The following is a 26,730-nucleotide window of genomic DNA, read 5'->3' as shown; positions in this document are numbered from 1 at the left end:
AAACAAATTTTTATGAAAAGATTCCTGATATTTTCTTTTATTCTAATCATTAATTTCAGTTTTTCACAGACGTTATCTGTTGAAGAGAATTTCACAAAAAAAGAAGTTTATATCCCGATGCGGGATGGAACAAAACTGTTCACTATTATCTATACGCCAAAAGATATTTCGAAGGCGAACAAGTACCCTTTTATCATGAACAGGACATGTTACGGCATTGCACCCTATGGCGAAAATAATTTCAGGAAAAAACTGAGCCCGAACAAATTCATTGAAAAGGAAAAATACATTTTCGTGTTCCAGGATGTGCGAGGAAGATATATGAGTGAAGGAACTTTTACTAATATGACGCCACAGGTAGATCACAAAACAAAAAAGGATGTGGACGAAAGCACCGATACCTATGACACCGTTGACTGGCTGGTGAAAAACATTCAGAACAATAATGGAAAAGTGGGGCAATACGGAACATCTTATCCCGGTTTTTATACCGCTGTCGGAACTCTGGCCAATCACCCGGCTCTTGTAGCATCGTCCCCTCAGGCGCCGATCTCAGATTTCTGGTTTGATGACTTCCACCATAACGGTGCTTTTCTGATGAGCTATTTTAAAACTTTTCCAGTATTTGGCATTCAGAAAACCAAGGCTGAGAAAGAATCCTGGTTCAATGATAAATTATTAAAGCCAACTTCGGAAGATGGTTACCTTTTTTATAAAGATATGGGAACCCTGAAGGATGGCGTGGACAAATATTATAAAGACAATTTCTTCATGCAGGAAGTTATAAATCATCCTAACTATGATGAGTTCTGGAAAAAAAGAAATCTGCTGCCACACCTGAAGAATATCAGCCATGCTGTGATGACAGTCGGTGGCTGGTTTGACGCAGAAGATCTGCGTGGACCTCTGGAAATCTATAAAACCATCGAAAAAAATAATCCAAAAGCAAAAAACACGATCGTCATGGGTCCTTTTTCACACGGCGGATGGAACTACGACAGCGGAAAACACTATCATAACGATATTTATTTCGGAGACAGTATTGCAACATTCTATCAGAAAAATATTGAGCAGCCTTTCTTCCATCACTACCTCAAAGAGGATTCTAAAACGCCTGCCAAATTTCCGGAAGCTTATATGTTCGATACTGGAAAAAAAGAATGGAAACAATTTGATAGCTGGCCACCAAAAGAGACAGAAAAAAAATCATTTTTTTTAAATTCCTCCGGTATTCTTTCTCAAAAACCAGAAAATCCGAAAACATTTTCCTATTATATATCTGATCCCAACAAACCTGTTCTCAGCAGCGAGAACTATAAAGACATGAACGGTTTCACACCAAAAAACTATATGACGGAAGATCAAAGGTTTGCAAGTTACAGATCAGATGTGGTGACCTTTACCACTGATGTTCTTGAAAATGATCTGACCTTAGCCGGAGAAATTTTAACCCAACTAAAAATTGTAAGTTCATCAACAGATGCAGATTTCATTGTGAAATTAATTGATATTTATCCCGCTGATGAAAAACAAAATCCCGACAAGCCCAATGTTGTATATGCCAATTATCACCAGATGGTGAGAAGTGAGATAATGCCTGCAAGATTCCGTAACAGTTTTGAAAAACCGGAACCCTTGATACCAAATAAAGGCGCAATTGTAAATGTCAAATTACAGGATGTGTTGCATACTTTTAAAAAAGGGCATAAGATCCAGATTCAGGTTCAAAACACATGGTTTCCACTAATGGCAATCAATCCGCAAAAGTTTCTGGAAAACCCTTATCTGGCAACCAAGGATGATTATGAAAAGGCAGAAATCAGAGTATCAAGCGGTAGCACCATTGAATTTGAAATAATAAAATAGAAAAAGCCAATCAGAATCTGATTGGCTTTAATTGTCATAATAAGATAATTTCTTAGTCTAGAATTTCATATTCTATTGCAACAGTTCCTTTACGGATATCTGCAATAGTTTTGAAAGCAGCTTTAGAAAGATCAAAGGCTCTTGAAGAATGGTAAGGACCTCTGTCATTCACTTTAACAACAACACTTTTTCCGGAGATCAGATTCGTGATCTTTACCAGAGTTCCAAAAGGAAGTGTTTTGTTTGCTGCAGTTAGCGCCGAGTTACTGAATACCTCTCCGCTCGCTGTTTTTCTACCATCAAATTTGTCGTGGTAGTACGATACAAAACTTGTTTTCGCATCAGTGGCAATATTCTTGAAAGAATAAAAACCAAGTGTTGAAATCATCATTATGATTACGAGAAAAGCTCTTTTCATCATGTTGAATATTTATGGGTTTTGACTCCGCAAAGATATGGCTATCTCTGCCTCGAATCTTGATTTTGCGAATCGTACTTCAAAAACGGCACTCTAATTGATATTCTGTCTCTAAAAATTACTTCTCACAAGGCTATAGCAAGATTTGTTAAGAAATGTTAATTTATCATTAATACTGTTAATGAAATTGTAATAATAGCAAATGTATTATTTAATTAAATTGTTGAAAATCAATAATTTAAATATTTTCGCCTAATTAATATTTTTAGATATAATGTAATTTAAGATCAATGTTAGCTAAATATAATTTTGTATTTTAATAAATCATTACGAATCATCTACATTATTATTAAATCAATTGATTAATATTCAAAATATTAAAATTTAATATTAATAATTATTTTATTAATTATTTAAAAACCTATTAATCAGAAAGTTATCCGTTCATGCTGTTTTTTTTAACATAATACAAGAAAATTCATCTAAACATTAATATCATTACATTAAACTTTGTTATTAAATCAAGTAACATTTTGTCATATTTACTAAAATAAAAACCAGACAACTAAGGTTATCTGGTTTTAAAATGATAATGGATAAATATTATTCTACAAGAATCTTCTTGTTTACAACCCCTTTGGAAGTAGTAATCTGAACGATATAGAAACCGGAAGCAAGGCTTCTGACATCTGTTTCTGTTTTATCACCGGAGAAGGTTTTACTCATCACAATTTGTCCGGAAGCATTGATGATTTTTAATTCCTGTACTTTTTCGTTGTTGTCGGTTTTGATCTTTAATACATCCTTCACAGGATTCGGGTAGATCTGAACGGACGAAGATTTTGCGCTGTCATCGATCACGGACATTGTTCCGTCAGCAAAGAAAAGCGTCACGTTAGGAGTATACAGAACAGGATATCCTTGTGGCGGATTCATAGCATCAAAAGGCTCATCATCCCGGTCACTGGATCTGGAATAGATTGGCTCTTCTGAGAATGTACTCATAAATGTTGACCAAAGAACCATTTCAGGATGGCTTTTGTTGGTATAGATAACAAGGTTTTTCCCGTTATAGTTAAACTCAGTCTGTAATGGGATGTAAAGATTATTAAAACCTTTTTGGAAATTAATCTTACCGTCATAGACAAGCGTGAAAGTTGACGGATCCAGCCATTCGGAAGAAAGATCTTCCTGATCTGTTTCTGCAAGATAGATTTTTACAGGGATGTCATTATTATCCTCGTCAAACTGGCAGGTATATTGAATCCCGGTGATTTTCGAGCTGCTTTTGTTGATCTGCTGCGATGTATACATCGTCTGCCCGAGGCTATACAGATTGAAGAAATTAAACGGAATTGAATGTTGCAGTGCAAATGAACCGTTGCCTATCTGAACATTTTTGATATCTTCTTTCAGAATATTTACAGAAAGGTTGGCCGACTGGTTGTTGCTAGGATTTGTATCATCTGAACTTTCTACTACAGCATAGACTGTCTTGTGAGAGACATCATTTGGTGTCCAGGTCAGAAAATTCTGTGATTTTTCGCCAAAGTTTATGGCTTCTCCGGATGTTGTTGCGAGTTCGGTTCCGTCACTGGATTTTAGTTTTACAGTGTAATTGTTTTGTGTAGCTTTTCCGCCGTTGGTAACTTCCACTACAAACAGAGACGGTTTGCCGGCGTTTATAGTTGTGTTGCCGCTGATGTTGCTCACAAGAAGATCTTTATTGGCAACATCTTCAATTTTCACATCATCGACTGCCCAGCCATTGATGAAAAAATTATTCCCATCATATCGGAATGCATATTGCATCTGCGTAGCATTTTCTGGTGCCGTTATAAAGTAAGTAAATCTGTTCTGCGGAATATTCAGTACACCTAATGGTTTTTCCCATAGCGGTTGCCAGTTCTGACCTCCGTCAAAGGTTACATCAACTCCGATGGTTTCACCTGCATCTCCTGCAAAATTAATAAGATATTGGTCATAGGACAAAGCCAGTTGCTTGTGTCCGGTAATATCGATGACGGGCGAAACCAAACGACTTAGTCCAACCTGCATACCATAGGTCATGTAAAGCTCAGGTGCTGTTCCTCCCGAGATCTGGGAGTTATTGATAGACCATCCTGGTGGCTGCTCGGCCTGGATTTCCCAACCTTGCGGCATGCCTCCGGGTGCATAACTGAAACTTTCGGAATAAATCGTTTGTTGCCCATACATACTTCCGCTGATAAGGAAAAGAGCAGGCAAAGATGAAATTAAAGTAAAAATTTTCTTCATAATTACAAATTTTATGTGATTAATGTTTTACAAATTAAATTCATAATAAGTTTTAAAACAATTCGGGATTCCTGCTAATTTTCTAATATTCAAAATAAGTGCTACTACTTATTTTGAATACCAAATGCTGGAAAATGAAATAAATTTCAGGATTAAACCTCATATTTGTATGAGCTAATACAGAAAATGAAAAAAGCGAGCACATATAGAACACGGATGAGTCAGGGATATTTCTCTTTTACGGTCATTCTGTTTTTTATACTGATCTGTTTTATGTCCTGTCATTCATCAGATAAAAATGAGGATGTGTATGTTTCGGAACCATTTAAAAATCAGTTCGAAGAAATTCATAAACTGGTCTACGAAAATCCTTCTCTTGCCAGGGAAAAATCAAATAAAATTCTGAAATCAGTCTCTGCTGATGATAAAAAATCAAGAATTATCTGTCTGAAATATATTGGATCGTCTTATGCGTTCGAAACCAATTATTCCGAAGCTATAAAATATTATAAACAATCTCTGGAGCTGGCAGAGAAAATCAATTTTTATTTTGAGATCGCCAATCTGAACAATAATCTGGGAACGATTTATAATGAATTTGGCAATTACCGTTCTGCTTATATTTACTTTATAAAAGCGTTGGAAAACTACGATCTGGCTGGCAATCAGCAGAAAAAAACAGGAACACTGAACAACATCGGATTGACTTATCTCAACCTCAATCATCAGGAAAAAGCACTTGGTTATTTCCAGAAAGCACTCCATTCCAGCAATGCTAATAAAGACACCATTCTGGCATCAACCATTCTTAATAATATTGCCATCTGCAATTTTACAAAAAAACAGATGAAACTGGGACTGGAAAATCTGAAGCGCTCTATTTATCTATCAGAAAAGACAAAAAATATTTATGGAACCTGTGTGTCATATCAGATCATGGGCAACATGTTCCTAACGGAGAATAAACTCGATAAAGCATATGAAACTTACACCAAAAGTATCAATATTGCAGAAAAAGCCAATCTTATCCATTTGCTTGCGGTTTCTGAGGTCGGTATTTCCAGAGTTCTTTTAGGCCAGAATAGAGTTGAAGAGGCTTTACAATATGCCAACGATGTGATGCGGGTTTCCATTGACAAAAAAAGTCAGTCGCTGAAAGCCGATGCACATCAGCTTCTATCCAGCATATATGAAAAGAAAGGCGATTTCCGGGCCAGCCTGAAAGAGTATCAGAACCATGTAAAGGTGAAAGAAGAACTCAATAACAATACGGTCGTCAACCAGATATATGATGTGGAAGTGGACTACCTGAATCAGCTGAATAAAATGCAGCAATTGGAATTAGAGAAAAAAGAACTGGCAATCAGCAATAAAAATATCTGGCTGTTATTTTTATCAATAATATTTCTGATGATTTTTGGTGGATTATATCTTTTGTACAGGAACCATCAGAACAAACAAAAAGTCAGGCTTCAGGAAACGATTATTGAGCTGACAAAAAAGAAATCAAATGCTGCGCTGGAAGCGGAAATCCAGGAAAGGAAAAGAATCGGACGCGAGTTGCATGACAGTCTCGGTTATTTGCTTTCGCTGGCCGGACTCAATGCGAGTGTGCTCCAGAAGAGGAAAGACATCACCGAGGAAAAAAAGAACGAGCTCCTGACTTCTCTCATGGAAAGTATTGATGATGCTTTTGATGAAGTCCGAACCATCTCGCATAATCTTGCACCTTCGCTTTTGTCCGAGCAGGGTCTGAAAGGGACTTTGAAAAATATCTCTGACAAGGTCAATCAGAGCAATAAACTGAAAATGAGTTTCGACACCTTCGGGCTCAATCATAAACTGGATGATCTTATAGAAAATGTGCTTTACCGCACTTTACAGGAGATTGTAAACAATACGATAAAGCATGCTGAGGCCACAGAGCTTTTTATCCAGATTGCCCAGGATAATAACCAGATCACACTGATGGCAGAAGATAATGGAAAAGGCTTTGACCCGGAATCCCTGAAAGATAAGTCCAGTTTCGGATTGTCGCACATCAGATCATGGATCGAGAATCTGAACGGAACCATCGATATAGATTCTAAAATGAACAGAGGAACAATTATAAGTATTCTAATCCCAATCGAATAAAAATTATGTTGAGTGACAAAATGCGGGTCTTGATTGTTGATGACCACCAACTAATGATAGAAGGTCTGAAATCCCTTCTCGAAGACGAAGAAAGTATTTCATTTGTAGCCGGAGCAACATCGATGCAGGAAACATTAACTTTTCTGGATAATCACCAGATCGATGTTGTCCTGATGGACATCAATATGCCGGATTCTTCCGGGATCGAGATCACCAAAAAAATAAAAGAACTTTTTCCCAAGATCAAAGTGATTGCGCTCACGATGCACGACGATATTGCCGTCATATCCAAAATGATAAAAGCCGGCGCATCCGGATATGTACTGAAAAAAACCAATATGCATGAGGTGATCGATGCGCTGAAAACCGTTCATCACAACGGAAAATATCTGAGTGCAAGTGCCCAGAATATTATTATGGATAATCTGATGAGTCCGGATGAACTCATGGATTCCAAAGAAGAAAATAAGCCTGTTCTTTCTGCAAGGGAACTGGAGGTTTTGAAGCTTATAACAAAGGAATACAGCAACGAGAAGATCGGTGAAAAACTGTTTATCAGTGAGCGGACGGTAGAAGCGCACCGACGCAATATCTTTATCAAAACAAAAACGAAAACGATTGTCGGTCTGATAAAATATGCGATCAATGAAGGTTTGGTAACTTTTGACTAATTCTTCCCGACGCGCACGGCATCAGGAACCATTATTTCATAATTGCCGCCGAAAGATATTATCTCTCTCACGATGCTGCTGCTGATATAAGATTTTCCGGATGAGGTCAGCAAAAAAATCGTTTCTATAGTATTGTCTCTTGTCATAGCCCTGTTGGTCTGAGCAATAGATTTTTCAAATTCAAAATCAGCCGGATTTCGAAGTCCTCTTAATATGAAATTTACATTTTTACTTTTACAGTAATCAATTGTAAGACCTTCAAAATCATCAACTTCTACATTGGGGAATTTTTCAAAAGTTTTTCTGATAAATTCTTTACGCTGTTCCAGAGAGAACATGTACTTTTTCTGGGAGTTTTTTCCGATGGCAATGATAATCTTGTCAAACAGCGGAACAGCACGTTCTACAATATCAAAATGACCAAGCGTAATGGGGTCAAACGAGCCCGGGAAAACAGCAATTTTCATAGAAGTTTTAAATTTAGATTCAGAAATTTAGATTTCTCTCAGATAATTAAAAATCTAAAATGTTATCATTTATAATTATTTATTAAGTGCTTTTTCTACTTCGTTTCCGCAAAGGTCTTTGATAGAAATTCCATAAATTTTTGCCTGCTGAGGAAGAATACTTGCCGGTGAAAAACCAGGATTGGTATTCATCTCCAATAAATGCGGAATCCCGTCAACAATAATGAATTCTGAACGGGAGAATCCGCTCATTCCAAGCGATTTGTAAGCTTTAATAGAAATCTCTTCTACTTTTTTTCTGGTGTCTTCATCAATTCTTGCAGGTGTAATTTCCTGAGAAGCGCCCTCATACTTGGCCTCATAATCGAAGAATTCTTTATCAGGAACGATTTCTGTAATTCCAAGAACAATTACTTCGCCCTTATAGTCTAAAACACCAACAGAAACTTCCATCCCGAACAAGGCACTTTCGATTAAGATTTCGTTGTCTTCTTTATAAGCAATTTCAATGGCAGTTTTCAATTCGCTTTTTTCCTTTACTTTGGAAATTCCGAGAGAAGAGCCACTTTGATTTGGCTTTACGAAAACCGGAAGTCCCAATTTTTCTGTAATTTCTTCATCAGAGATGTCTTCGCCTTTTCTTAGGTAAATACTTTTCGCAGAAGGAATTCCGTATTTTGAGAGAACGGCCAGCGTATCTTTTTTATTGAACGTCAATGCGCTCTGGTAGAAATCACAGCCTGTATATTTTTGCCCGACAGCATCCCAGTAAGCCTGCATAATTCCGTTTTCGCCGGGTGTTCCGTGGATGATATTGAAACAGGCATCGAATTTCAGTCTGTCTCCGTTTCCTGTCTCTGCTGAAAAGTCTCCTTTGTTGATTGGTTTTTTGTTATCATTTTCATCCAGAAAATACCATTCGTTTTTCAGGATCACTACCTTGTAAACATTATAAACGTCACGATCCAGTGAGTCAAAAATCAACTGCCCGCTTTTGAGAGAAACCTTATATTCGTCAGAATAACCGCCCATTACAACGGCTATGTTTTTTTTACCCATTCCAAATTTTCTTGAAAACAAATGTAAAGATTTTATAAAAAAATACGGATTAAATCTGAAAATATTTGAAAATTATAATTAATCCTAAAATTCAGAGATTTTCTGATTCAGATAAGGCCAATAAACCAGAATACCAACGAAGAGAGAAACAATTACGGAAAGTAAAACCGCACCACCTGCCAGATCTTTGATGATGCCGATATTGATGTCAAATTCCGGCTGGATGTGGTCGCAGATCTTTTCGATGCAGGTATTCACGGCTTCGGTCGTCAAAACAAAAAAGCAGCAAAGGATAATCAGAGCAGTTTCGGTATTGGAAAGCCCGAGGAAAACAATCAGAAAAAGATTGATAATCAATCCAAAAATATGGAACTGGAAATTGCGTTCGTTTCTCAGGATCCACATCAGTCCTTTGATTGTGAAATGGACGCTATTATGAAATGGCGGTTTTTTCATTTTGCTGATCAGTTATTCAGAAATTGGCTCACTTTCGAAGAAAGAAAAATTGATATTTCCGTATTTCCTGCTGTCTTTCAGGTTAGGATGCTGGTATTTTTGTTTGCTTTGATGTTCCAGGATAAAGATGCCGTTGGGTTTCAGTAATTCATTCTTTAAGACCAGATCAATCAGTTCGTTATATTTTTTTTCGTCCGTTTCAAAAGGTGCATCTGCGAAAATAATGTCATATTTTTTTTCGTGATTCCTTTTTCTTTTAAGCCAATCGAAAACGTCTGCTCTCTGGACATTCACCTGCAGTCCCATATCCAGTTCATTGGCAGTGGTGCTGATGAAGCCGGCATGTTTCGGATTCAGTTCCACGGAAGTAATGTCATTACAATCGCGCGAAGCCAACTCCAAAGTGATAGAACCAATACCTGCAAACAGATCCAGCACAGAACAGAATTCCAGATCAAAACGGTTTTCGATCATACTGAAAAGCGCTTCTTTGGCGAAGTCAGTCGTTGGTCTTACATCAAAGTTTTTAGGAGCAGCAATTCTTTTTGCTTTCCATTTTCCGGCTATGATTCTGAACATTTTATTATTTTTTAAGTTTCATTTTGAGAATTGGATAAGATTTTCCCATATCGTCTTTCCCGGTTCGTTCAAAGCTTTCAAATCCTAATTTTCTATAGAATTCTGTTGCTTTTTGATTTTGCTCATTCACATCAACATAGTTGACCTTGAAATTTTCAAATGCAAAATCGGTTAATTGTCTGCCAAGTCCTTTTCCGATGCAATCGGATTTAAGGAAAAGCATTTCTATCTTTTCTGAATGCAGGCCGATAAAGCCAACAATTCTGTCATTATTTTTCAAACAGAATACATCCAGATTTTTGAAGTCAAAATTCTGAAGCATATTTTTGTAATCTTCAAAATCGGACTCAAGCAAAAATTGGTGTGTTGCTTTTACAGAATTTTCCCAAACAGAGAGAATTTCGGCTTTATAAGAATCTTTATATTCAACAATTTTGAAGCTCATTTTAATTCAGGACAAAATTCTTCTTATGAAGATTATCGAAAACTATTTTCAGATTCGGAACAAATTTTTGCATTTCCGAAATGAAAGTTTCGTTTTCGGTGGTTTCTCCATAAATATAAAAATTGGTTTCTGAAATTCCAAAATCTATTTTACTCAGTGTAAACATGATGAAATATAGAAAATCGACTTCCGAAGCTGCATCCAGATTATTATAAAGGATGACTTTTTTATTCTCGATGGCGAAAAATTCTGCCTGCTGATGATAAAGATTCACATGGATCTCTTTCCTGTTTTTTACATTCAGGGAATTCAGGAACTTTTCACCGGAAAAATTAAAATGCACAGGGATCTCCAGTTGTTTTATTTTCAGATAAAAATCCTTCGGAAAGCTGTAATAAAACTGAATCCCGAATTTTTTATTCACAGAAAGCATCAGCTCTTCCGCATCTTTTTTGACATCAGAGTTATAAGCAATCAGTTCATAACCCAGATCATGCTGATCAAAACCTTCTTCCACAACCGAAAAATGATTGAATGCAGAAATCACCGATATCTCTGAGAATTTTTCCGAAGCCAGAACTTCATTCAACTTCTCGGAAATCAGATTTTCCGGGCTTTCTTCATCTTTCAGAAAGATCTTTTCTTCCAAAACTTTTTTGGATTTAGAAACCTGCCATTGCAGGCCGTCTTTTGTGAAAAGCAAGGATAATTTCCTCATGTCTTGATATCAATAAATGTGTGAAAAGTCCAGTTGTAACAGTACAATCCGGAGTTTTTATGTTTTGATCTTCATCCAAAAGCCAGGTTTGGAGATTTGCAAAGTTAAAAAATTAAAACTTTCGGATTCGGTCAATTCTTATATTATAATTATCTTCGCAAGATAATTCGATTTATTTTTAGGATGAAAAAAATAACATTTTTCTTTTTATTATTTATTTTTCAATTCAGCTTTTCTCAGCAGTCCATCAAATTTGAAGATTCTAATTTTGCAGCAGTTCTGGCAAAAGCTAAGGCTGAGAAGAAGCTTGTTTTTATGGATGCATACGCATCCTGGTGCGGACCGTGTAAACTGATGGAGAAAAACGTGTTCACAGATAAAAATGTTGCTGATTTTTATAATAAAAATTTCATCAACACAAGAGTTGATATGGAAAAAGGCGAAGGCAGAGACCTTGCGATGAAATATGGCGTAAGAAGCTATCCTACTTTTCTTTTCCTTAACGGTGAAGGCGAAGTTGTAGGAAAGGAGTTAGGCTATATTCAGTCCAAAGAATTTTTAGAACTGGGACAGAAAAACAATAATCCTCAGCTGATAAATACCAACCTGAAAGAGGAATTTCTGAAAGGTAAACTGGATCAGGCAGGTCTGTTGAATTTTATTAATCTTTACGCTGGCAAGGATCCGGTTCTGGCAAAAAAAGCTTCTGAAAAATATTTTGCCAATAAAAAAGACAAAACATTTTCCGGAGAAGAAGTCAATGCTCTCCTCAATTTTACCCAGTCTGTAGATGATGCCAATTATAAAGTTTTTTTGGCTAACAAAGCTTCCATTACAGAGATTCTTTCTGAGAATAATTATACGCAGTTCGACAATTATCTCAAGCTGATGAAGCTGGTAACTACTGCAACAGATGAAAAAACAAAAACCATTGACGATACAAAAATCCTTAAAGAAGGAGAAAAACTGTTCCCTAAAGAAGAACTTGTAAAAAATCTTGGGATTTACAAACTTAATTACTATTCTGTCCACGATAATTTTCCGGCTTACGAAAAAACAGCTTTGGAGTATTACAATAATACAGACGAGTTTAATAATTCGGAATTGTTGGCTGTTGCAGGAACATTTGCGGAAAAATCAACGGATAAAAAAGCACTTCAGGCTGCGGCAAGATGGACTGAAAAAGTAGTGATGTCTCAGGAAAATTTTGATTCTACTAGTATTCTGGCATTATTGTATGATAAATTGGGAAAGAAAGAAGAAGCTAAAATGTTTGCGGGAATGGCAGCTAACTTCGCAAAAGAAGAAAATAAAGATGCTGCAAAAATGAACGAAATCCTGAACAAAAAATAACGATGAAAAAATTTTTAATACTAAGTCTTGTATGCATTGCAGCTTTCAGCCTTGCTCAGAACAATGAAACCTATATCAAAGCCAATGCTCTTTTTCTGCCTGTTGGTATGCTGAATGTGGGAGTTGAACATGGGTTCTCTGAACATATTACAGGGCAGGCCGATTTGTTTGTTTCCCCTTGGAAATCTTTTGCAGGAAAACATGCCCAGGTTTACATGCTGGGCTTCAACGGACGGTATTATTTCAGTGAAGCATTTAAAAAATTCTATGTTGGAGTTGATCTTTCATTAGCCAGATTTAACATACAAAAATGGGGATATTGGAATGACGAATTTTATGTCCATAAAAACGGTGAAGTGACTCCTTATATCAATTCGAATCTTTATCAGAGAGGTTATTCATTCATGATTGGCGGAATTGCCGGCTACCAGTTTACTTTGGCTGACCGGTGGAATCTTGATTTATATCTTGGGATAGGAACAATGCAAAGTTTTTACAAAGGATATGACAAGCTGAGTGGCGACCGCTACGATACGGAAGGTGATTCCATGGGAAGAGGAACGAACAGAAGTGGAGAATTACTTCCTTACAAAGGTGGTTTAATGATTTCTTATAAACTTTAATATCATGAACTTCAAACCAAAATATATCGTTTTCGGAGTCCTTACTTTTGTGATTATCTTTCTGATGAATTATCTGGGAAGTGATACGCCGGATAAATTGTCCCGTGCTTTACTGACCGCATTTGCTGCAGTTGTGGGTTTAGGGATAGGATTGTGGTTTTATAAAAGAGATAAGAACAATAATCATCCTGATTTTGATTAATTAATTTCAGAATAGCTTATGAAAATTGGATTAGATCCTGGAAAGAAAGTATACTTCGCTTCCGACCAGCATTTTGGCGGTTCAGATATTGCCGAAAGCAGGAAAAGAGAGGAGCGGTTCATCCGTTGGCTGGATCAGATCAGGAATGACGGACAGGTTCTTTTTCTCATGGGTGATCTTTTCGATTTCTGGCATGAGTGGAAATATGTAGTTCCGAAAGGTTATATCAGGGTTTTAGGAAAAATTGCCGAATTGAAAGATTCTGGCATCGCTATCTATTTCTTTGTAGGCAATCACGATCTGTGGATGAAAAATTATTTCGAAGAAGAACTGGGTATTCCTGTTTTTTTTGAAAAACGATATTACGAAATTAATGCTAAAAAGTTTCTTCTTGCACACGGAGACGGACTTGGGCCTGGTGACAAAGGTTACAAGAGAATGAAAAAACTATTCACAAATCCTCTTGCTCAGTGGGCTTTCAGATGGCTGCATCCGGATATTGCGATGCGCATCGCCAACTATATGTCACAGAAGAATAAATTGATTTCCGGTGAGGAAGATCAGAAGTTTTTGGGTGAGGACAAGGAGTTTTTGATTCAATATTCCAAAAAGAAACTGGAAACAGAGAAAATCGATTATTTTGTTTTTGGACACCGTCATTTGCCTCTGATTTTTGATCTGGGAGCAGATTCAAAATACATCAATCTTGGAGACTGGATCTCTTATTTTACTTATGGCGTTTTTGACGGAGAACAATTTGAACTGAAAAAATTTGAAGATTAAATTCAAAGATTGAATTGATAAATGAAGCAGAATATTTTTGACATCACAACAACAGAAAATTTCCGGCTGGCTTGTCTGGAGACATTCCATTATCAGTATGATAATCTGGAAATTTACAGGAGATTTGTCGATTATCTTAACATTGATTTATCCTGGGTTACTCGTGTTGAGGATATTCCTTTTCTGCCGATCGAGATGTTCAAGAATCATAAGATTTTAGATAAAAATTTTTCGACAGAACATTATTTTCAGAGTTCCGGAACAACACAGATGAACCGTTCCAGGCATTATATCGCAGATTTTTCGCTTTACGAGACGAGTATTTACAAAAGTTTTGAGCAATTTATCGGTAAGCCGGAAGACTATATTTTCCTAGGTTTATTACCAAATTATTCCGAGAATTCGCATTCATCTCTGATCTATATGGTTGATTACCTGATGAAAAGGTCGGACCACAAAGAAAACGGTTATTTTCTATATGATCATCAGGAACTTATTGATCTGCTCAATACTTTGAAGGATAAAAAAGTAATCTTGTTTGGTGTTTCATTTGCTTTGCTTGATTTTTTGGATTTCAGTAATTCAACCTCACAGACCCTTCAGTTTTCAGATTCTCTAACTGTCATAGAAACTGGCGGGATGAAGGGAAGAAAGGAAGAAATGACCAAAGATGAGCTGTTGAAAATCTTTCAGGAAGGTTTTAAAACCCGGAGAATCTATTCGGAATATTCCATGACAGAACTGCTTTCCCAGGCTTATTCTCTTGGAGAAAATAAATACAAAAGCCCATCCTGGATGCGGATATTGATCAGAAATACCGAGGATCCCTTTTCATATGTAGAAGATGGAACAACTGGTGCCGTTAATATTATAGATTTAGCCAACAGACACTCTTGCTCATTTATTGCGACGCAGGATCTGGGTAAGATTCAGGGTGATACGTTTCAGGTCTTAGGGAGAATAGATCATTCCGATATCCGCGGATGCAGTCTTTTGGTTTCCTGATTTTTTATTATTAAATTTAATTTTAAAAACACAGCTGATTTATTATGGTCTCAATTTTAATGTTAATTGGATGAGGTTTTTACCGTTGTTTTTCTTCTTGTTATTTTCGCTGTTTAAATCTCAGAATTGCTATGATCTGAAAACGGTTCTGAAAGTTGAGCCAACCGAATTATACAAGCCGCATCTCTTGGCATCACAGAATTTCGGAATCAATATTCTTGAAAACACAAAGACAATCGACAAGTATATTGCCAAAGGAAAATTGGTCAAAGTCAAAAAAAAATCCAGAGGTTACCGGCTACAGACTTTGGAATACAGCAGGCCTTACCTGGTTAAAAAATCCAGAGCAACGCTGGAAAAAATGGCAAATTCCTTTGCCTCGGAAACAAAAAGTTTTTTCGTGGTTTCTTCTGTTACAAGGACTTTGGAAGATCAATGCAGGCTCAGAAAGGTAAACTCTAATGCATCTCTGGGAATCAGTTCTCACAACTACGGGACGGCTTTCGATATATCTTACGTCCGTTTTGACCACAAACTGAAAGTCAATGCCAAGCTGGAAAAAGAACTTGAAAAGATACTTCTGCAATATAAAAACCTCGGGAAAATATTTTATATCAAAGAGAAACAGCAAAGCTGTTATCACATTACTGTCAGGAATTATTAAGTTAAATATATGCTGAAAATCGAAGAGCTGGTTCATAATTTTGTCAATACCAATTGTGATTTTGATAAGGAAATTGTCCTGACCAATTTTTTTCATTCGGACTGGGAAGCAGATATTTTGTTGATTAATAACTCAGGCATCAGCCACGAAATTGAAATCAAACTCTCCAAATCTGATTTCAAAAACGATTTCAAAAAATTCTACACCAACCGGAAATCAGGAGAAAAATTCCTGAAACATGACAAGATCGGCTGTGGCGATTATATCTGTAACGCTTTCAGCTTTCTTTTGCCAATGGGAATGATCGATCATCAGGATATTCCCCAACATTGTGGCATCATCGAGTTTTACCATGACGAGGATAACTGGGAAACCACATTTTATAAAGTTCGTGAGCCAAAGATGATCCATGAGGATTCTTACTGGAAGCTCTGTGATAAGGATTATTTCCTAAGAAATCTTGCCAGAAATCTCCTCATCAAAAAATTTGAACTGAAAGGCAAAAAAGAAGAGCTGATCTTTAAAAATTTCTATGAAATCAATAACAAAAAATAACTCCTGTCAAAGTGACAGGAGTTAATTATTTCTGATGAACCAATCTACACAGTTTCCTTTTTCTCAATCAATAAGTTGTAAACAAACGCTGCAAAAACACCGCCTAGAATTGGTGCAGCAATGAATAATGGCAATTGTGAAAGCGCTTCTCCTCTGGCAAAAATTGCAGGACCGATACTTCTTGCAGGATTTACGGAGACGCCTGTAATTTTAATACCAACGATATGAATTAAAACCAATGAAAGCCCAATCGCAAGACCGGCGAAACCGCCGTGAATATTCTTGGTAGAAGTAGATCCGAGAATGACCAATAAAAAGATAAAAGTGAATACAAACTCTGCTACAAAAGCAGCTAAAGTCGTATACTCGTCAAGATAGCCGGTTCCCCAGCCGTTGGATCCCAAAGCCCAAGGTCCCATTTCTGCGCCTGGATGATTGGTGAAAATGACATAAAGAATGCCCGCTCCGGCAATGGCTCCAATAATTTGTGCAACGATGAAATAGATGGCTTCTCCCAGTTTCATTCTTCCGGCCGCTACCATTGCCAGTGAAATTGCAGGGTTGATATGACATCCGGAAATATGTCCGATTGCGTATGCCATTGCTACTACGCTCAGCCCGAAAGCGAAAGAAATCCCCAGCAGGCCGACACCAGTGGTCCCGTCAGAGCCAGCGATAACCGCACTTCCGCAGCCCATTAAAACAAGAACCATTGTCCCGATCATTTCGGCAACGAATTTTGAAGTTGTTGATACCATTTGTTAAGTTTTTTATAGTTTATTAAAACAAATGTAATAATTATTTCAATTGATTATCAATAATTTAAAACAAAAAATTACTGACAATATTTCCAATTATTTTTTGCCATATTTCAATGGTTTGTTTTTTGTGCTGAAGGATTATATAAATTTTTATAATTATGGCTTTAAAATATTCAATTCTCGATTTGGCGACTATAGTTAAAGGAGATGACATTCATAAAACATTTCAGAAATCTGTAACGTCCGCGCAACATGCAGAGAAACTCGGATTTACAAGATATTGGTTTTCCGAACATCATAATTTCCCGAATGTTGCCAGTGCAGCAACTTCCATATTGATAGGACACATCGCTTCGCAAACAAAAACATTAAGAATTGGATCCGGCGGAATTATGCTGCCCAACCACTCTACTTTATCTGTCGCGGAACAGTTTGGAACTCTGGACGGATTATTTCCGGGAAGAATAGACCTTGGCCTGGGACGGGCACCTGGAACAGATATGCTGACGGCAACTGCACTTAGGGGAAATAATTTCAATCCCAATTATAACTTTGAATTTCACATCAAAGAGCTTCAGAAATATATGTCTCATAAAAATGCTGAAGCCAAAGTTAGAGCTATTCCAGGCGAAGGTGCTGATGTTCCGTTTTACATTTTGGGAAGTTCTACAGATTCTGCTTTTCTGGCCGCAAAATTAGGCCTGCCTTATGCTTTCGCAGCACATTTTGCGCCTTCACAACTGGACGTAGCTCTGGAGATTTACCGGGATCATTTTCAGCCTTCTGAGTTTTTGAATGAACCTTATGTCATGGTTTGTGTCAATATCATTGCAGCAGAATCTGTGGATGAAGCACATTATCTTTCAACTTCACATTTTCAGGCCTTTGTCAACATCCTTACAGACCAGAGACAGCCGCTTTTGCCGCCGGAAGAAACATCGCTTGCGGATATTTCTGATGAAATTTCAATCCATCTTAACAGAATGGCTTCGAAAACTTTTGTCGGAAACAAAGAAACTTTGGAAGAGAAACTGGGAGAATTTTCAAAAAAGTTACGGCCTGATGAGATTATCGTTTCAGGAAATATTTATGATTTTGATAAAAAATTAAAATCTTACACACTTGCTTCGGAAGTTTTAAAATCTCTATAATCCAAAATCAATTTTATTTTAGATTTCAGTTTTCCTTAATAAAAAACCGCTCAGAAAATCTGAACGGTTTTATTAATTTATATAGCTTAAGAAGACTACATCATTCCCGGCATGCCGCCGCCCATTGGCATTGCAGGTTCGTCTTTTTTCACTTCAGTGATGACACACTCAGTTGTTAAAAGCATTCCTGAAACGGAAGCTGCATTTTCAAGCGCCACTCTTGTTACCTTGGTAGGGTCAATGATTCCAGCTTCAAGCATGTTAACATACTCGTCAGATTTAGCATTGTAACCGAAGTCGCCTTGTCCTTCTGCAACTTTAGCAACGATAACAGAACCTTCGCCACCAGCATTAGCAACAATTTGTCTCAATGGCTCTTCGATCGCTCTTTTCACGATTTTAATACCTGTCGTTTCGTCAGCATTATCACCTTCGAAGTTAAGGGCAGAAACTGCTCTTACCAATGCAACGCCGCCTCCGGCTACGATTCCTTCTTCCACAGCTGCTCTGGTTGCATGCAGTGCATCATCAACTCTGTCTTTCTTCTCTTTCATTTCCACTTCAGAAGCAGCACCTACATAAAGTACAGCAACACCACCAGCTAACTTAGCCAGTCTTTCCTGAAGTTTTTCTTTGTCATAATCAGAAGTTGTAGTTTCCATCTGAGCTTTGATCTGAGCTACTCTCCCTTTGATTTGAGCTTCATCACCACCACCATTTACGATGGTTGTATTATCTTTGTCAATCACTACTTTTTCAGCAGTTCCAAGGATTTCGATAGACGCATTTTCCATAGTGAAACCTCTTTCTTCGGAGATCACTTGTCCGCCAGTCAGGATAGCGATATCTTCCAGCATCGCTTTTCTTCTGTCACCAAATCCAGGCGCTTTTACAGCAGCAATCTTAAGAGAACCTCTCAATTTATTAACTACCAAAGTTGCTAAAGCTTCACCTTCTACTTCTTCAGAGATAATCAATAAAGATTTTCCGCCTTGTGCTACCGGCTCAAGAACTGGTAATAATTCTTTCATCGAAGAGATTTTTTTCTCCACCAAAAGAATATATGGATTATCTAATTCCGCAACCATCTTCTCAGGATTAGTTACGAAATACGGCGACTGGTAACCTCTGTCAAACTGCATCCCTTCTACAACATCAACTGTAGTATCTATACCTTTCGCTTCTTCAACAGTGATTACACCTTCTTTCCCTACTTTTCCGAATGCTTCAGCGATTAATGAGCCGATAGTTTCGTCGTTATTAGCAGAAACAGAAGCCACTTGTTTGATTTTATCATTATTGTCACCAACAGTCTGAGATTGGGATTTAAGATTTTCAACAACTGCAGTTACCGCCTTATCGATTCCTCTTTTCAGATCCATCGGATTAGCACCAGCTGCAACGTTTTTCAAACCTTCTCTCACGATGGCCTGAGCCAAAACAGTAGCTGTAGTTGTTCCGTCACCAGCGATATCATTGGTTTTGGAAGCCACTTCTTTCACCATCTGAGCGCCCATATTTTCTACTCTGTCCTCAAGTTCGATTTCTTTTGCTACAGAAACACCGTCTTTGGTTACATGAGGTGCACCGAAAGATTTTTCGATAACCACGTTTCTCCCTTTTGGTCCTAAAGTTACTTTTACTGCATTAGCCAATGCATCAACTCCTCTTTTTAGAGCGTCTCTTGATTCAATATCGAATTTTATTTCTTTTGCCATAATATTTTTTTTGTATTAATGTACTTTGTACAATGTATTAATGAATGTTTATATCCATGAAATCATTTTACATGAATACATTTTACTTTTACCGATTAACCAATGATTCCTAATAAATCTCCTTCTTTTACAATTAAATAATCTTTGCCTTCAAATTTTAATTCGGTTCCGGAATATTTTCCATAAAGAACTTTGTCACCCACTTTTACAGTTGTAGGTTCATCTTTTTTCCCAGGACCTACTGCTACTACAGTTCCTTCTTGTGGTTTTTCTTTTGCGGTGTCCGGAATTATGATTCCTGATGCTGTTTTTGTTTCAGCTGGAGTCGGTTCTACCAAAACTCTGTCTGCTAATGGTTTAAAATTTACTGACATAATTATATTTTGATTTTAATATTATTCTGATTCCTAGATCTCCAACAATGTGCCAACAGACTATGGAAAGCAGAACAAGGAATATAGAAGTTAAATTTGGCAGAATTTATTTGTCGATGTGAAATTTTGGCAGAAAAAAAGTTTACCAATTGGCAAACTCTATTCTAATGTCTTCTACTTATTCCATTATCATTTTCCTTCCACCTGCATTGATTTCCTGCTTCAGAACCTTCCGAGTATTCATATCAATATAATAAATACTCTCGGTTTTTCTATCCTGAATATCATCAGTAGTTTTCACTACCCAGACTTTTTCACCATTATATTCGCTTTTTTCTACCTTTTCTATGTAAGCTTTGATAATGCCTTTCTTTGCTGCAGGGTTATAATCGAAAATAGAAATTTCCTTTGTATAAATTTCTGCAAGAGGTAAAAACCGGATCAAAGCGGGATAGCTGTTGCTGTCAAAATAAGAAGAATTGGTCTCTTCATCAATAATAATTTTTTTCTGAGTTTTGTTATCGAGGTAATATCCGGTCGCTTTATTTTTATTAAATCTAATCGACATATTTCTCATAGAATTGAATGAAGAGTGATAAACCGGCTGGAAATCTGAAATTTTCACGATGGTAGAATCAATCCAGGCTTCGGGTGATTGTTTCATTTTGACAGTGGTTTTTATCAGAAGGTCTTTCTTGTTTAACTTCTTAAACTCATTGATCACTTTGCCAATTTCAAATTTTGAACCCGCATTTTCCATTGACCAACTTACTTCCCATGACTCATCCTGAATGTATTTTGAATTCAGCTTCACATCTGCCGGTGAAAGAATGTTCTGTGCCGAAAAAGAATCAGCACAACCAATTATTAAAATGAAAAGGAATGTTTTCATATTTTTTTAATAATAAGTAGTACAGGATATTATAAAGTTACATCAAGAGAATTTACTTTATTTTTTCAAACCAGAGATTTTCACCTTTCAGAACCAAAGGCGTCTCGAAATTATTGGTAAATAATCCACCAGTTCCCAAACCTTGAGGCATCGGATTTCTTTTGAGATAAGTATACTGTGCAATTGCATTCAGTCCGATATTACTTTCAAGAGCAGAAGTGATCCACCAGCCAATATTATTTTTTTCTGCCAGATCTATCCATTCATCCGAACCGGAAAATCCGCCGATTAAACCCGGTTTCAAAATGATATATTGAGGAGTGATTTCTTTGAGAATATCTTTTTTTGATTCGATATTCAAAACTCCGATTAATTCTTCATCCAAAGCAATCGGAGTTGGTGTGTTCTTGCAAAGTTCTGCCATGGCTTTCCAGTTTCCGGCTTTTATCGGCTGTTCAATGGAATGGATGTCCAAATCTGACAATTCCTGCAATACAACTTTGGTTTGTTCCGGAGAAAATGCACCGTTGGCATCCACCCTAAGTTCAATTTTGTCCTTCGGAAATTTTTTTCTTAACGTTTTGATAACCTCTTTTTCAGAATTCCAATCAACACCGATCTTCAGTTTGATGCAGGTGAAATTATTCTCCAATTTTTCCTCAATTTGAGATTGCATATAATCAGCATCGCCCATCCATATCAATCCATTGATTTTAATCGAACCTTTTCCATCCGTAAAATCACTTGGAAAATACATATCTCCTTGATGCTCGAGATTAAGCAATGCCTGTTCAATTCCAAAAATGATAGAAGGATGATTAACAAGTTCTTCCTGCAATTCCTCTAATCTCAGGTTAATATTCTGACAAGCCCATTCTAATGCAGCTTCATAATCATCATCGTCATCAAAACTCAAACCCCGGAACAGAGCACACTCTCCAATTCCTTTTTTCCCATCTTCAAATATCTCTATAAAATAAGTTTCCTTTGTATTGAGAACGCCTCTTGATGTTCCGCTCGGGCGTTTAAAATTAAGGACATAGGGGTAGAATTTTGCTGTTTTCATTAGACAAAAATAAGAAAAGACCGAGAAAATCGGCCTTTGTATGATTAAAAGTTCTGTTATTACTTATGATCCACCGCTTTCGCCATAAACTCTTCCGCTTTGGTCACCATCGCGGCACTTCCGCAGAAAAATGGCACACGCTGATGCAGTTCGGTCGGCTCGATTTCCATGATCCTTTTAAAACCATCACTGCATTTTCCGCCTGCCTGCTCCGCCAAAAAAGCCATCGGATTGCATTCATATAATAATCTAAGCTTTCCGTTTGGTGACTGGGAAGTAGAAGGATAGATATAAATACCGCCTTTCAGCATATTCCTGTGGAAATCGGAAACCAGAGAACCGATATACCGCGATGTATAAGGCCGGTCACCTTCTTCTTCCTGGCAATATTTGATATAATCCTTCACGCCTTGAGGAAATTTTATATAATTTCCTTCATTGATGGAATAGATTTTCCCGAAAGTTGGGAATTTGATATTCTGATGAGAAAGATAGTAGGTTCCGATGGATGGATCAAGTGTAAAACCATTAACGCCATTTCCTGTTGTGTAAACAATCATTGTCGAAGATCCATAAACCACATAACCTGCAGCAACCTGGTTAACACCTTTTTGAAGGAAATCTCTCAGCTCGACAGGACTTCCCGGCGGCGTCACTCTTCTGTAGATGGAAAAAATCGTTCCTACGGAAACATTCACATCGATGTTGGATGAACCGTCCAGGGGATCTATCAGAACAACATATTTGCTAAGGTGCGCATTTTCTGTACATTTAATTTCGATGAAATCATCACTTTCCTCAGAAGCAATTCCGCAAACAACTTCTCTTTGCGATAATGCTGCAATAAAAATATCGTTTGCCAAAACATCCAGTTTCTGCTGTTCCTCGCCTTGTATATTTTCTGTCCCGACTTTTCCGATAATGTCCGCAATTCCTGCTTTATTGACTTCCCTGTTTACGACTTTAGTAGCGATCCTGATGGAGCTGATCAGTCTGGAAAGTTCTCCTGTGGAGTATTTGAAATCGTCCTGTTTCTCGATAATAAATTCTCCTAAAGTCTGTAAAGCTTGATGTGACATTGTTATAATTTTGGGGTTTTACAAAACTAATTTTTTTTTTGAATTATTGAAACAAATTTATCGGTTATTGATAATAATCATCCAAATTTTATTAATATCGTTTCATCGGGAAGAATGTTTTCGTATGGAATATCAAACTTCCTTTCATAATTCGGGCATTATTAATATTTTTGATTCTGAATTGAAAAAAAATCTAATTTAATCTAATAAATAATATTCTGAACAACAATTAGTCTGATGAAAGTTTACAAATTTGGAGGAGCGTCTGTGAAAGATGCAGAAAGTGTGAAAAATGTAGCCTTGGTTTTGGAAACACAAGGATTTGAAAAATGTCTTCTGGTGGTTTCTGCTATGGGAAAAACCACGAATGCATTGGAAAAAGTTGTTGAATATTATTTCAAGAAACAGGATTATCAGGCAGAGATAGAAACTATCAAACAAAATCATATAGAGATCGCGAAAGGCTTGTTTTCTGACAATCACGCTGTGTTTAGTGAGATTTCTTTATTTTTTGATGATATTGACTCTTTCCTGAGAAGAAACAAGTCGCCTAATTATAATTTCGTTTACGATCAGGTTGTAAGCAGTGGCGAGATGATTTCCTCGAAAATCCTGAGCGAATATCTCAATGAAATTCAATTCTTTAACCATTGGCTGGATGCAAGAGACTTCATCAAAACCGACAGTAATTACAGGGAAGGAATTGTAAACTGGCAGGAAACGGAACAGAATATTGCCAAGCTGGACAAAATCAATTGTTATGTAACACAAGGTTTTATCGGGTCCGAAAGTAATAACTTCACAGTTACCTTGGGAAGAGAAGGTTCTGATTATACCGCTGCGATCTTTGCCTATTGTCTGAATGCTGATGAAATGACCATCTGGAAAGATGTTCCGGGCGTGATGACAGGCGATCCGCGAAAATTCGAGAATGTGGAATTGTTGTCAGCTATTTCTTACGAAGAAGCGATCGAGATGGCTTATTACGGCGCGTCGGTGATCCATCCAAAAACCCTTCAGCCATTGAAACAAAAAAACATTCCGTTCTATGTAAAATCTTTTATTGAACCGAAAAAGCCGGGAACTAAAGTTGGAAATTCTGAGGAAAACGAACTGATAGAAAGTTACATCCTGAAAGAAAACCAAACCCTATTGAATGTAGAAACCAGAGATTTTTCTTTCATTGCCGAAGATCATATGAGTTTAATATTCACACTTCTGGCAAAATATAAAATTAAAGTTTCTTTGATGCAGAATTCGGCAATTTCATTAGCTTTATGTCTGGAAGATAAATTCGGAACAGCGAATGACTTTAATGAAGAATTGCAGCAAAGTTTCATCACACAAATGACAAAAAACGTATCTTTATTCACCGTCCGAAATGTCAACATTGACACGCTGGACAAATTTTATAAAGATAAAAAAGTACTATTGGAACAGATTTCCAAAAAAACGTTCCAAATGGTAACCATTTAAAAACTATGAGCTTAATATCCAAAGAAGACTTGATTAAAGCATCGGGCTTGGACAAGATCGGTTTCCTGAAGAAACCTGTAGCGTCTGCGATTATGAATCTCGCCAAGATCAATGATGTCAATAATCTATACAACAAACTGAAAAACACAAAAGGTACAGATTTCTTCGATCAATTTGTAAAAGAGCAGGAACTGAGTTATATCGTTTTTGAAGAAGATCTTGCCAAAGTCCCGAAAATCGGTCCTTTTATCCTGGTTTCCAACCATCCGCTGGGTGCATTAGACGGAATCCTGATGTGCAAAATACTATTACGTGTCCGCCCAGATTTCAAAGTAATGGGGAATTTTCTGCTGTCAAAAATTGAACCGATGGCGCCGTTTGTAATATCTGTCAACCCGTTCGAAGGGCGGAAAGATGCTTACAACAGCTCGTCGGGAATGCGTGAAACACTAAAGCATCTGCAGGAAGGCGGCTGTATCGGGATTTTTCCGGCAGGCGAGGTTTCCAATAAAAATAACGAATACGGTGAAGTTCTTGACAAGCCGTGGGAAAAAACAGCTCTGAAACTTATCAAAAAGGCAAAAGTTCCGGTAATTCCTATGTATTTTCATGCCACCAACAGTCAGATTTTTTATAATGTTGCCAAGCTTCATCCGGATTTGCAGACCATGATGCTGCCTGCAGAAATGATGAAAAAAAGAGATAAGCCTATCCGGATCAGAATCGGGAAGCCTATCTCTGTGAAGCAGATGGAAGAAGAGGAAACAATTGAGGAATTAGGCGAATATCTTTACAGAAAGGTTTACATGCTGAAGTCCTATTATGAAAAAAGAAAAAGCATCACCGAAAAGCTGAAGCTGCCGAATATGGCTCTTAAACTCCCGCTTCTGAAACAGAATAACATCGTTCAGAACATCATTGATGAAACACCGATTGAAGATATTATCAACGAAATAGAGGCTTTAAAAAATGCAGAAAACAAAAAGCTTTTTTCTCATGGAGATTATGATGTTTTTTTTACAACATCTGCCGAGATTCCTTCGATAATGAGGGAAATCGGACGACAGAGAGAGCTTACTTTCCGCGCAATAGGGGAAGGTACAAACCTGCCTTTTGATCTGGACGAATATGATAACCACTATCACCATCTGTTTCTTTGGGATAACACGGATAAAAAGCTTGTAGGTGCCTACAGAATGGCGTTAGGCGCAGAAGTAATGAAAAAATACGGCATCAATGGATTCTATACCAGCTCACTGTTCGAGTATGATCCGGAATTGCAGCCGTTTTTCCGGAAAGTGATAGAGATGGGAAGAGCTTACATATCCGTAGAATATCAACAGAAGCCGTTTCCGTTGTTTTTGCTTTGGCGTGGGATTGTCCACGTATGTCTCAGAAATCCTGGTCACAAGTTCCTGATGGGAGGTGTGAGCATCAGTAATAAATTTTCAGAATTTTCAAAATCGCTGATGATAGAGTTTATGCGTTCGCATTATTACGATTCGGCGGTGGCACAATATATCCATCCGAAAAATGAATTCAAGGTGGTGATGAAGGAGCGGGACAAAGCTTTGTTTTTCGAAGATATGGATGCTGATCTCAACAAACTGGACAAAATCATTGATGATCTGGAACCGGAATTGCGATTGCCCGTCCTCATCAAAAAATACATCAAGCAAAATGCAAAAATGATCGCATTCAACGTGGATCCGAACTTTAATGATGCTATTGACGGTCTCATGTATATCAGGATAAGCGATCTTCCGGAGGATACGATCAAACCGGTTTTGGAGGAACTAAGCGATTTCTTCAAAGCGCAGACGGAAAAAAAATCTTCTGAAAATCAGTAATATTGGCTTTTTAAGCAAAAAAAGTTATCAAATAATTTGCATTATAACAAGAAAGAGTATACTTTTGCACCACTCAAAACAACAAG

27 protein-coding genes are annotated in these 26,730 nt (G+C 37.2%); 13 read left to right on the top strand and 14 right to left on the bottom strand.

Features of this window, described 5'->3' with window-relative positions:
• The first annotated feature begins 12 nt into the window (after positions 1-12).
• Positions 13-1,866 carry a CocE/NonD family hydrolase gene (locus BUA97_RS11645; RefSeq protein WP_072998220.1) on the top strand — a complete coding sequence of 618 codons (1,854 nt, stop codon included), beginning with the start codon at positions 13-15 and terminating at the stop codon, positions 1,864-1,866.
• 52 nt (positions 1,867-1,918) lie between these two features.
• Here BUA97_RS11645 and BUA97_RS11640 read toward each other — a convergent pair whose 3' ends face one another.
• The gene (locus BUA97_RS11640; protein WP_072998218.1) at positions 1,919-2,287 is read right to left on the bottom strand and encodes a septal ring lytic transglycosylase RlpA family protein; all 369 of its coding nucleotides are present in this window, start codon (positions 2,285-2,287) and stop codon (positions 1,919-1,921) included.
• Positions 2,288-2,887: 600 nt separating this feature from the next.
• Entirely contained in the window at positions 2,888-4,561 is a 1,674-nt protein-coding gene (locus tag BUA97_RS11635) for a T9SS type A sorting domain-containing protein (RefSeq protein WP_072998216.1), read from the bottom strand.
• 186 nt (positions 4,562-4,747) lie between these two features.
• On the opposite strand from BUA97_RS11635, the gene BUA97_RS11630 reads away from it, so the two are divergent.
• Complete coding sequence (locus tag BUA97_RS11630; protein ID WP_072998212.1) at positions 4,748-6,697, top strand: tetratricopeptide repeat protein; 1,950 nt, start codon at positions 4,748-4,750, stop codon at positions 6,695-6,697.
• Positions 6,698-6,702: 5 nt separating this feature from the next.
• The gene (locus tag BUA97_RS11625; protein ID WP_072998208.1) at positions 6,703-7,368 is read left to right on the top strand and encodes a response regulator transcription factor; all 666 of its coding nucleotides are present in this window, start codon (positions 6,703-6,705) and stop codon (positions 7,366-7,368) included.
• Here BUA97_RS11625 and coaD read toward each other — a convergent pair.
• From coaD to BUA97_RS11595, 6 genes are all read right to left on the bottom strand, one after another.
• Positions 7,365-7,835, bottom strand: a complete 471-nt coding sequence (coaD, locus tag BUA97_RS11620) for a pantetheine-phosphate adenylyltransferase (protein WP_072998204.1) — start codon at positions 7,833-7,835, stop codon at positions 7,365-7,367. The two genes, BUA97_RS11625 and coaD, sit on opposite strands and share 4 nt — an antisense overlap.
• Positions 7,836-7,910: 75 nt before the next feature.
• Positions 7,911-8,894, bottom strand: coding sequence for a D-alanine--D-alanine ligase (locus BUA97_RS11615; RefSeq protein WP_072998200.1), 984 nt, complete (start codon positions 8,892-8,894; stop codon positions 7,911-7,913).
• Positions 8,895-8,978: 84 nt separating this feature from the next.
• Positions 8,979-9,350, bottom strand: coding sequence for a diacylglycerol kinase (locus tag BUA97_RS11610; protein ID WP_072998197.1), 372 nt, complete (start codon positions 9,348-9,350; stop codon positions 8,979-8,981).
• A gap of 12 nt (positions 9,351-9,362) precedes the next feature.
• The gene (locus BUA97_RS11605; protein WP_072998193.1) at positions 9,363-9,929 is read right to left on the bottom strand and encodes an RsmD family RNA methyltransferase; all 567 of its coding nucleotides are present in this window, start codon (positions 9,927-9,929) and stop codon (positions 9,363-9,365) included.
• Positions 9,930-9,933: 4 nt separating this feature from the next.
• A complete protein-coding gene (locus BUA97_RS11600; RefSeq protein WP_072998190.1) occupies positions 9,934-10,374 on the bottom strand; it encodes a GNAT family N-acetyltransferase in 441 nt (146 codons plus the stop codon).
• A 1-nt stretch (position 10,375) separates the two neighbouring features.
• A complete protein-coding gene (locus tag BUA97_RS11595) occupies positions 10,376-11,092 on the bottom strand; it encodes a DUF3822 family protein (RefSeq protein ID WP_072998187.1) in 717 nt (238 codons plus the stop codon).
• A 183-nt stretch (positions 11,093-11,275) separates the two neighbouring features.
• On the opposite strand from BUA97_RS11595, the gene BUA97_RS11590 reads away from it, so the two are divergent.
• From BUA97_RS11590 to BUA97_RS11560, 7 genes are all read left to right on the top strand, one after another.
• Positions 11,276-12,445 carry a thioredoxin family protein gene (locus tag BUA97_RS11590; protein ID WP_072998182.1) on the top strand — a complete coding sequence of 390 codons (1,170 nt, stop codon included), beginning with the start codon at positions 11,276-11,278 and terminating at the stop codon, positions 12,443-12,445.
• 2 nt (positions 12,446-12,447) lie between these two features.
• Positions 12,448-13,068: a DUF3575 domain-containing protein gene (locus BUA97_RS11585; RefSeq protein WP_072998178.1), complete on the top strand. Its 621-nt coding sequence runs from the start codon at positions 12,448-12,450 to the stop codon at positions 13,066-13,068.
• Positions 13,069-13,072: 4 nt separating this feature from the next.
• Complete coding sequence (locus BUA97_RS11580; protein ID WP_072998174.1) at positions 13,073-13,270, top strand: hypothetical protein; 198 nt, start codon at positions 13,073-13,075, stop codon at positions 13,268-13,270.
• Between the two features lie 18 nt (positions 13,271-13,288).
• On the top strand, positions 13,289-14,053 hold the full coding sequence (locus BUA97_RS11575) for a UDP-2,3-diacylglucosamine diphosphatase (RefSeq protein WP_072998172.1): 765 nt from the start codon (positions 13,289-13,291) through the stop codon (positions 14,051-14,053).
• Positions 14,054-14,074: 21 nt separating this feature from the next.
• Positions 14,075-15,058: a LuxE/PaaK family acyltransferase gene (locus tag BUA97_RS11570; RefSeq protein ID WP_072998169.1), complete on the top strand. Its 984-nt coding sequence runs from the start codon at positions 14,075-14,077 to the stop codon at positions 15,056-15,058.
• 70 nt (positions 15,059-15,128) lie between these two features.
• A complete protein-coding gene (locus BUA97_RS11565) occupies positions 15,129-15,722 on the top strand; it encodes a DUF5715 family protein (protein ID WP_072998166.1) in 594 nt (197 codons plus the stop codon).
• A 9-nt stretch (positions 15,723-15,731) separates the two neighbouring features.
• Entirely contained in the window at positions 15,732-16,277 is a 546-nt protein-coding gene (locus BUA97_RS11560; RefSeq protein WP_072998163.1) for a hypothetical protein, read from the top strand.
• A gap of 44 nt (positions 16,278-16,321) precedes the next feature.
• Here BUA97_RS11560 and BUA97_RS11555 read toward each other — a convergent pair whose 3' ends face one another.
• The gene (locus tag BUA97_RS11555) at positions 16,322-17,035 is read right to left on the bottom strand and encodes an MIP family channel protein (RefSeq protein WP_072998161.1); all 714 of its coding nucleotides are present in this window, start codon (positions 17,033-17,035) and stop codon (positions 16,322-16,324) included.
• Positions 17,036-17,196: 161 nt separating this feature from the next.
• Between BUA97_RS11555 and BUA97_RS11550 the strand changes: the two genes are divergently transcribed.
• The gene (locus tag BUA97_RS11550) at positions 17,197-18,189 is read left to right on the top strand and encodes an LLM class flavin-dependent oxidoreductase (RefSeq protein WP_072998159.1); all 993 of its coding nucleotides are present in this window, start codon (positions 17,197-17,199) and stop codon (positions 18,187-18,189) included.
• Between the two features lie 95 nt (positions 18,190-18,284).
• Here the strand turns inward: BUA97_RS11550 and groL are convergent, their stop codons facing one another.
• From groL to fbp, 5 genes are all read right to left on the bottom strand, one after another.
• The gene (groL, locus tag BUA97_RS11545; protein ID WP_072998157.1) at positions 18,285-19,907 is read right to left on the bottom strand and encodes a chaperonin GroEL; all 1,623 of its coding nucleotides are present in this window, start codon (positions 19,905-19,907) and stop codon (positions 18,285-18,287) included.
• Positions 19,908-20,002: 95 nt separating this feature from the next.
• Positions 20,003-20,281: a co-chaperone GroES gene (locus BUA97_RS11540; protein ID WP_072998155.1), complete on the bottom strand. Its 279-nt coding sequence runs from the start codon at positions 20,279-20,281 to the stop codon at positions 20,003-20,005.
• 178 nt (positions 20,282-20,459) lie between these two features.
• Positions 20,460-21,173, bottom strand: coding sequence for a DUF3108 domain-containing protein (locus tag BUA97_RS11535; protein ID WP_072998151.1), 714 nt, complete (start codon positions 21,171-21,173; stop codon positions 20,460-20,462).
• Positions 21,174-21,225: 52 nt separating this feature from the next.
• Positions 21,226-22,239, bottom strand: coding sequence for an o-succinylbenzoate synthase (locus tag BUA97_RS11530; RefSeq protein ID WP_072998149.1), 1,014 nt, complete (start codon positions 22,237-22,239; stop codon positions 21,226-21,228).
• A 59-nt stretch (positions 22,240-22,298) separates the two neighbouring features.
• Positions 22,299-23,318 (bottom strand): class 1 fructose-bisphosphatase, encoded by a 1,020-nt coding sequence (fbp, locus tag BUA97_RS11525; RefSeq protein WP_072998146.1) that lies wholly within the window; start codon positions 23,316-23,318, stop codon positions 22,299-22,301.
• 237 nt (positions 23,319-23,555) lie between these two features.
• Here fbp and BUA97_RS11520 point away from each other — a divergent pair, with 237 nt between their 5' ends.
• A complete protein-coding gene (locus BUA97_RS11520; protein WP_072998143.1) occupies positions 23,556-24,794 on the top strand; it encodes an aspartate kinase in 1,239 nt (412 codons plus the stop codon).
• A 5-nt stretch (positions 24,795-24,799) separates the two neighbouring features.
• Positions 24,800-26,644, top strand: coding sequence for a lysophospholipid acyltransferase family protein (locus tag BUA97_RS11515; RefSeq protein WP_072998140.1), 1,845 nt, complete (start codon positions 24,800-24,802; stop codon positions 26,642-26,644).
• Positions 26,645-26,730: the final 86 nt, after the last annotated feature.

Source organism: Epilithonimonas mollis (genome assembly GCF_900142325.1).
GTDB classification, from domain to species: Bacteria; Bacteroidota; Bacteroidia; order Flavobacteriales; family Weeksellaceae; genus Epilithonimonas; species Epilithonimonas mollis.
Note: the sequence above shows the minus strand (reverse complement) of the source record. Positions and strands in the feature narration are given on the sequence as shown.

Bases quoted from the DNA above. Each gene is read 5' to 3' on its own strand.
- groL (WP_072998157.1), bottom strand. From the start codon at position 19,907: ATGGCAAAAGAAATAAAATTCGATATTGAATCAAGAGACGCTCTAAAA.
- BUA97_RS11535 (WP_072998151.1), bottom strand. From the start codon at position 21,173: ATGAAAACATTCCTTTTCATTTTAATAATTGGTTGTGCTGATTCTTTT.
- BUA97_RS11555 (WP_072998161.1), bottom strand. From the start codon at position 17,035: ATGGTATCAACAACTTCAAAATTCGTTGCCGAAATGATCGGGACAATG.
- BUA97_RS11515 (WP_072998140.1), top strand. From the start codon at position 24,800: ATGAGCTTAATATCCAAAGAAGACTTGATTAAAGCATCGGGCTTGGAC.
- BUA97_RS11570 (WP_072998169.1), top strand. From the start codon at position 14,075: ATGAAGCAGAATATTTTTGACATCACAACAACAGAAAATTTCCGGCTG.
- BUA97_RS11635 (WP_072998216.1), bottom strand. From the start codon at position 4,561: ATGAAGAAAATTTTTACTTTAATTTCATCTTTGCCTGCTCTTTTCCTT.
- BUA97_RS11520 (WP_072998143.1), top strand. From the start codon at position 23,556: ATGAAAGTTTACAAATTTGGAGGAGCGTCTGTGAAAGATGCAGAAAGT.
- BUA97_RS11640 (WP_072998218.1), bottom strand. From the start codon at position 2,287: ATGATGAAAAGAGCTTTTCTCGTAATCATAATGATGATTTCAACACTT.
- coaD (WP_072998204.1), bottom strand. From the start codon at position 7,835: ATGAAAATTGCTGTTTTCCCGGGCTCGTTTGACCCCATTACGCTTGGT.
- BUA97_RS11590 (WP_072998182.1), top strand. From the start codon at position 11,276: ATGAAAAAAATAACATTTTTCTTTTTATTATTTATTTTTCAATTCAGC.
- BUA97_RS11605 (WP_072998193.1), bottom strand. From the start codon at position 9,929: ATGTTCAGAATCATAGCCGGAAAATGGAAAGCAAAAAGAATTGCTGCT.
- BUA97_RS11560 (WP_072998163.1), top strand. From the start codon at position 15,732: ATGCTGAAAATCGAAGAGCTGGTTCATAATTTTGTCAATACCAATTGT.
- BUA97_RS11595 (WP_072998187.1), bottom strand. From the start codon at position 11,092: ATGAGGAAATTATCCTTGCTTTTCACAAAAGACGGCCTGCAATGGCAG.
- BUA97_RS11550 (WP_072998159.1), top strand. From the start codon at position 17,197: ATGGCTTTAAAATATTCAATTCTCGATTTGGCGACTATAGTTAAAGGA.
- BUA97_RS11540 (WP_072998155.1), bottom strand. From the start codon at position 20,281: ATGTCAGTAAATTTTAAACCATTAGCAGACAGAGTTTTGGTAGAACCG.
- BUA97_RS11630 (WP_072998212.1), top strand. From the start codon at position 4,748: ATGAAAAAAGCGAGCACATATAGAACACGGATGAGTCAGGGATATTTC.
- BUA97_RS11645 (WP_072998220.1), top strand. From the start codon at position 13: ATGAAAAGATTCCTGATATTTTCTTTTATTCTAATCATTAATTTCAGT.
- fbp (WP_072998146.1), bottom strand. From the start codon at position 23,318: ATGTCACATCAAGCTTTACAGACTTTAGGAGAATTTATTATCGAGAAA.
- BUA97_RS11600 (WP_072998190.1), bottom strand. From the start codon at position 10,374: ATGAGCTTCAAAATTGTTGAATATAAAGATTCTTATAAAGCCGAAATT.
- BUA97_RS11530 (WP_072998149.1), bottom strand. From the start codon at position 22,239: ATGAAAACAGCAAAATTCTACCCCTATGTCCTTAATTTTAAACGCCCG.
- BUA97_RS11610 (WP_072998197.1), bottom strand. From the start codon at position 9,350: ATGAAAAAACCGCCATTTCATAATAGCGTCCATTTCACAATCAAAGGA.
- BUA97_RS11565 (WP_072998166.1), top strand. From the start codon at position 15,129: ATGAGGTTTTTACCGTTGTTTTTCTTCTTGTTATTTTCGCTGTTTAAA.
- BUA97_RS11580 (WP_072998174.1), top strand. From the start codon at position 13,073: ATGAACTTCAAACCAAAATATATCGTTTTCGGAGTCCTTACTTTTGTG.
- BUA97_RS11585 (WP_072998178.1), top strand. From the start codon at position 12,448: ATGAAAAAATTTTTAATACTAAGTCTTGTATGCATTGCAGCTTTCAGC.
- BUA97_RS11615 (WP_072998200.1), bottom strand. From the start codon at position 8,894: ATGGGTAAAAAAAACATAGCCGTTGTAATGGGCGGTTATTCTGACGAA.
- BUA97_RS11575 (WP_072998172.1), top strand. From the start codon at position 13,289: ATGAAAATTGGATTAGATCCTGGAAAGAAAGTATACTTCGCTTCCGAC.
- BUA97_RS11625 (WP_072998208.1), top strand. From the start codon at position 6,703: ATGTTGAGTGACAAAATGCGGGTCTTGATTGTTGATGACCACCAACTA.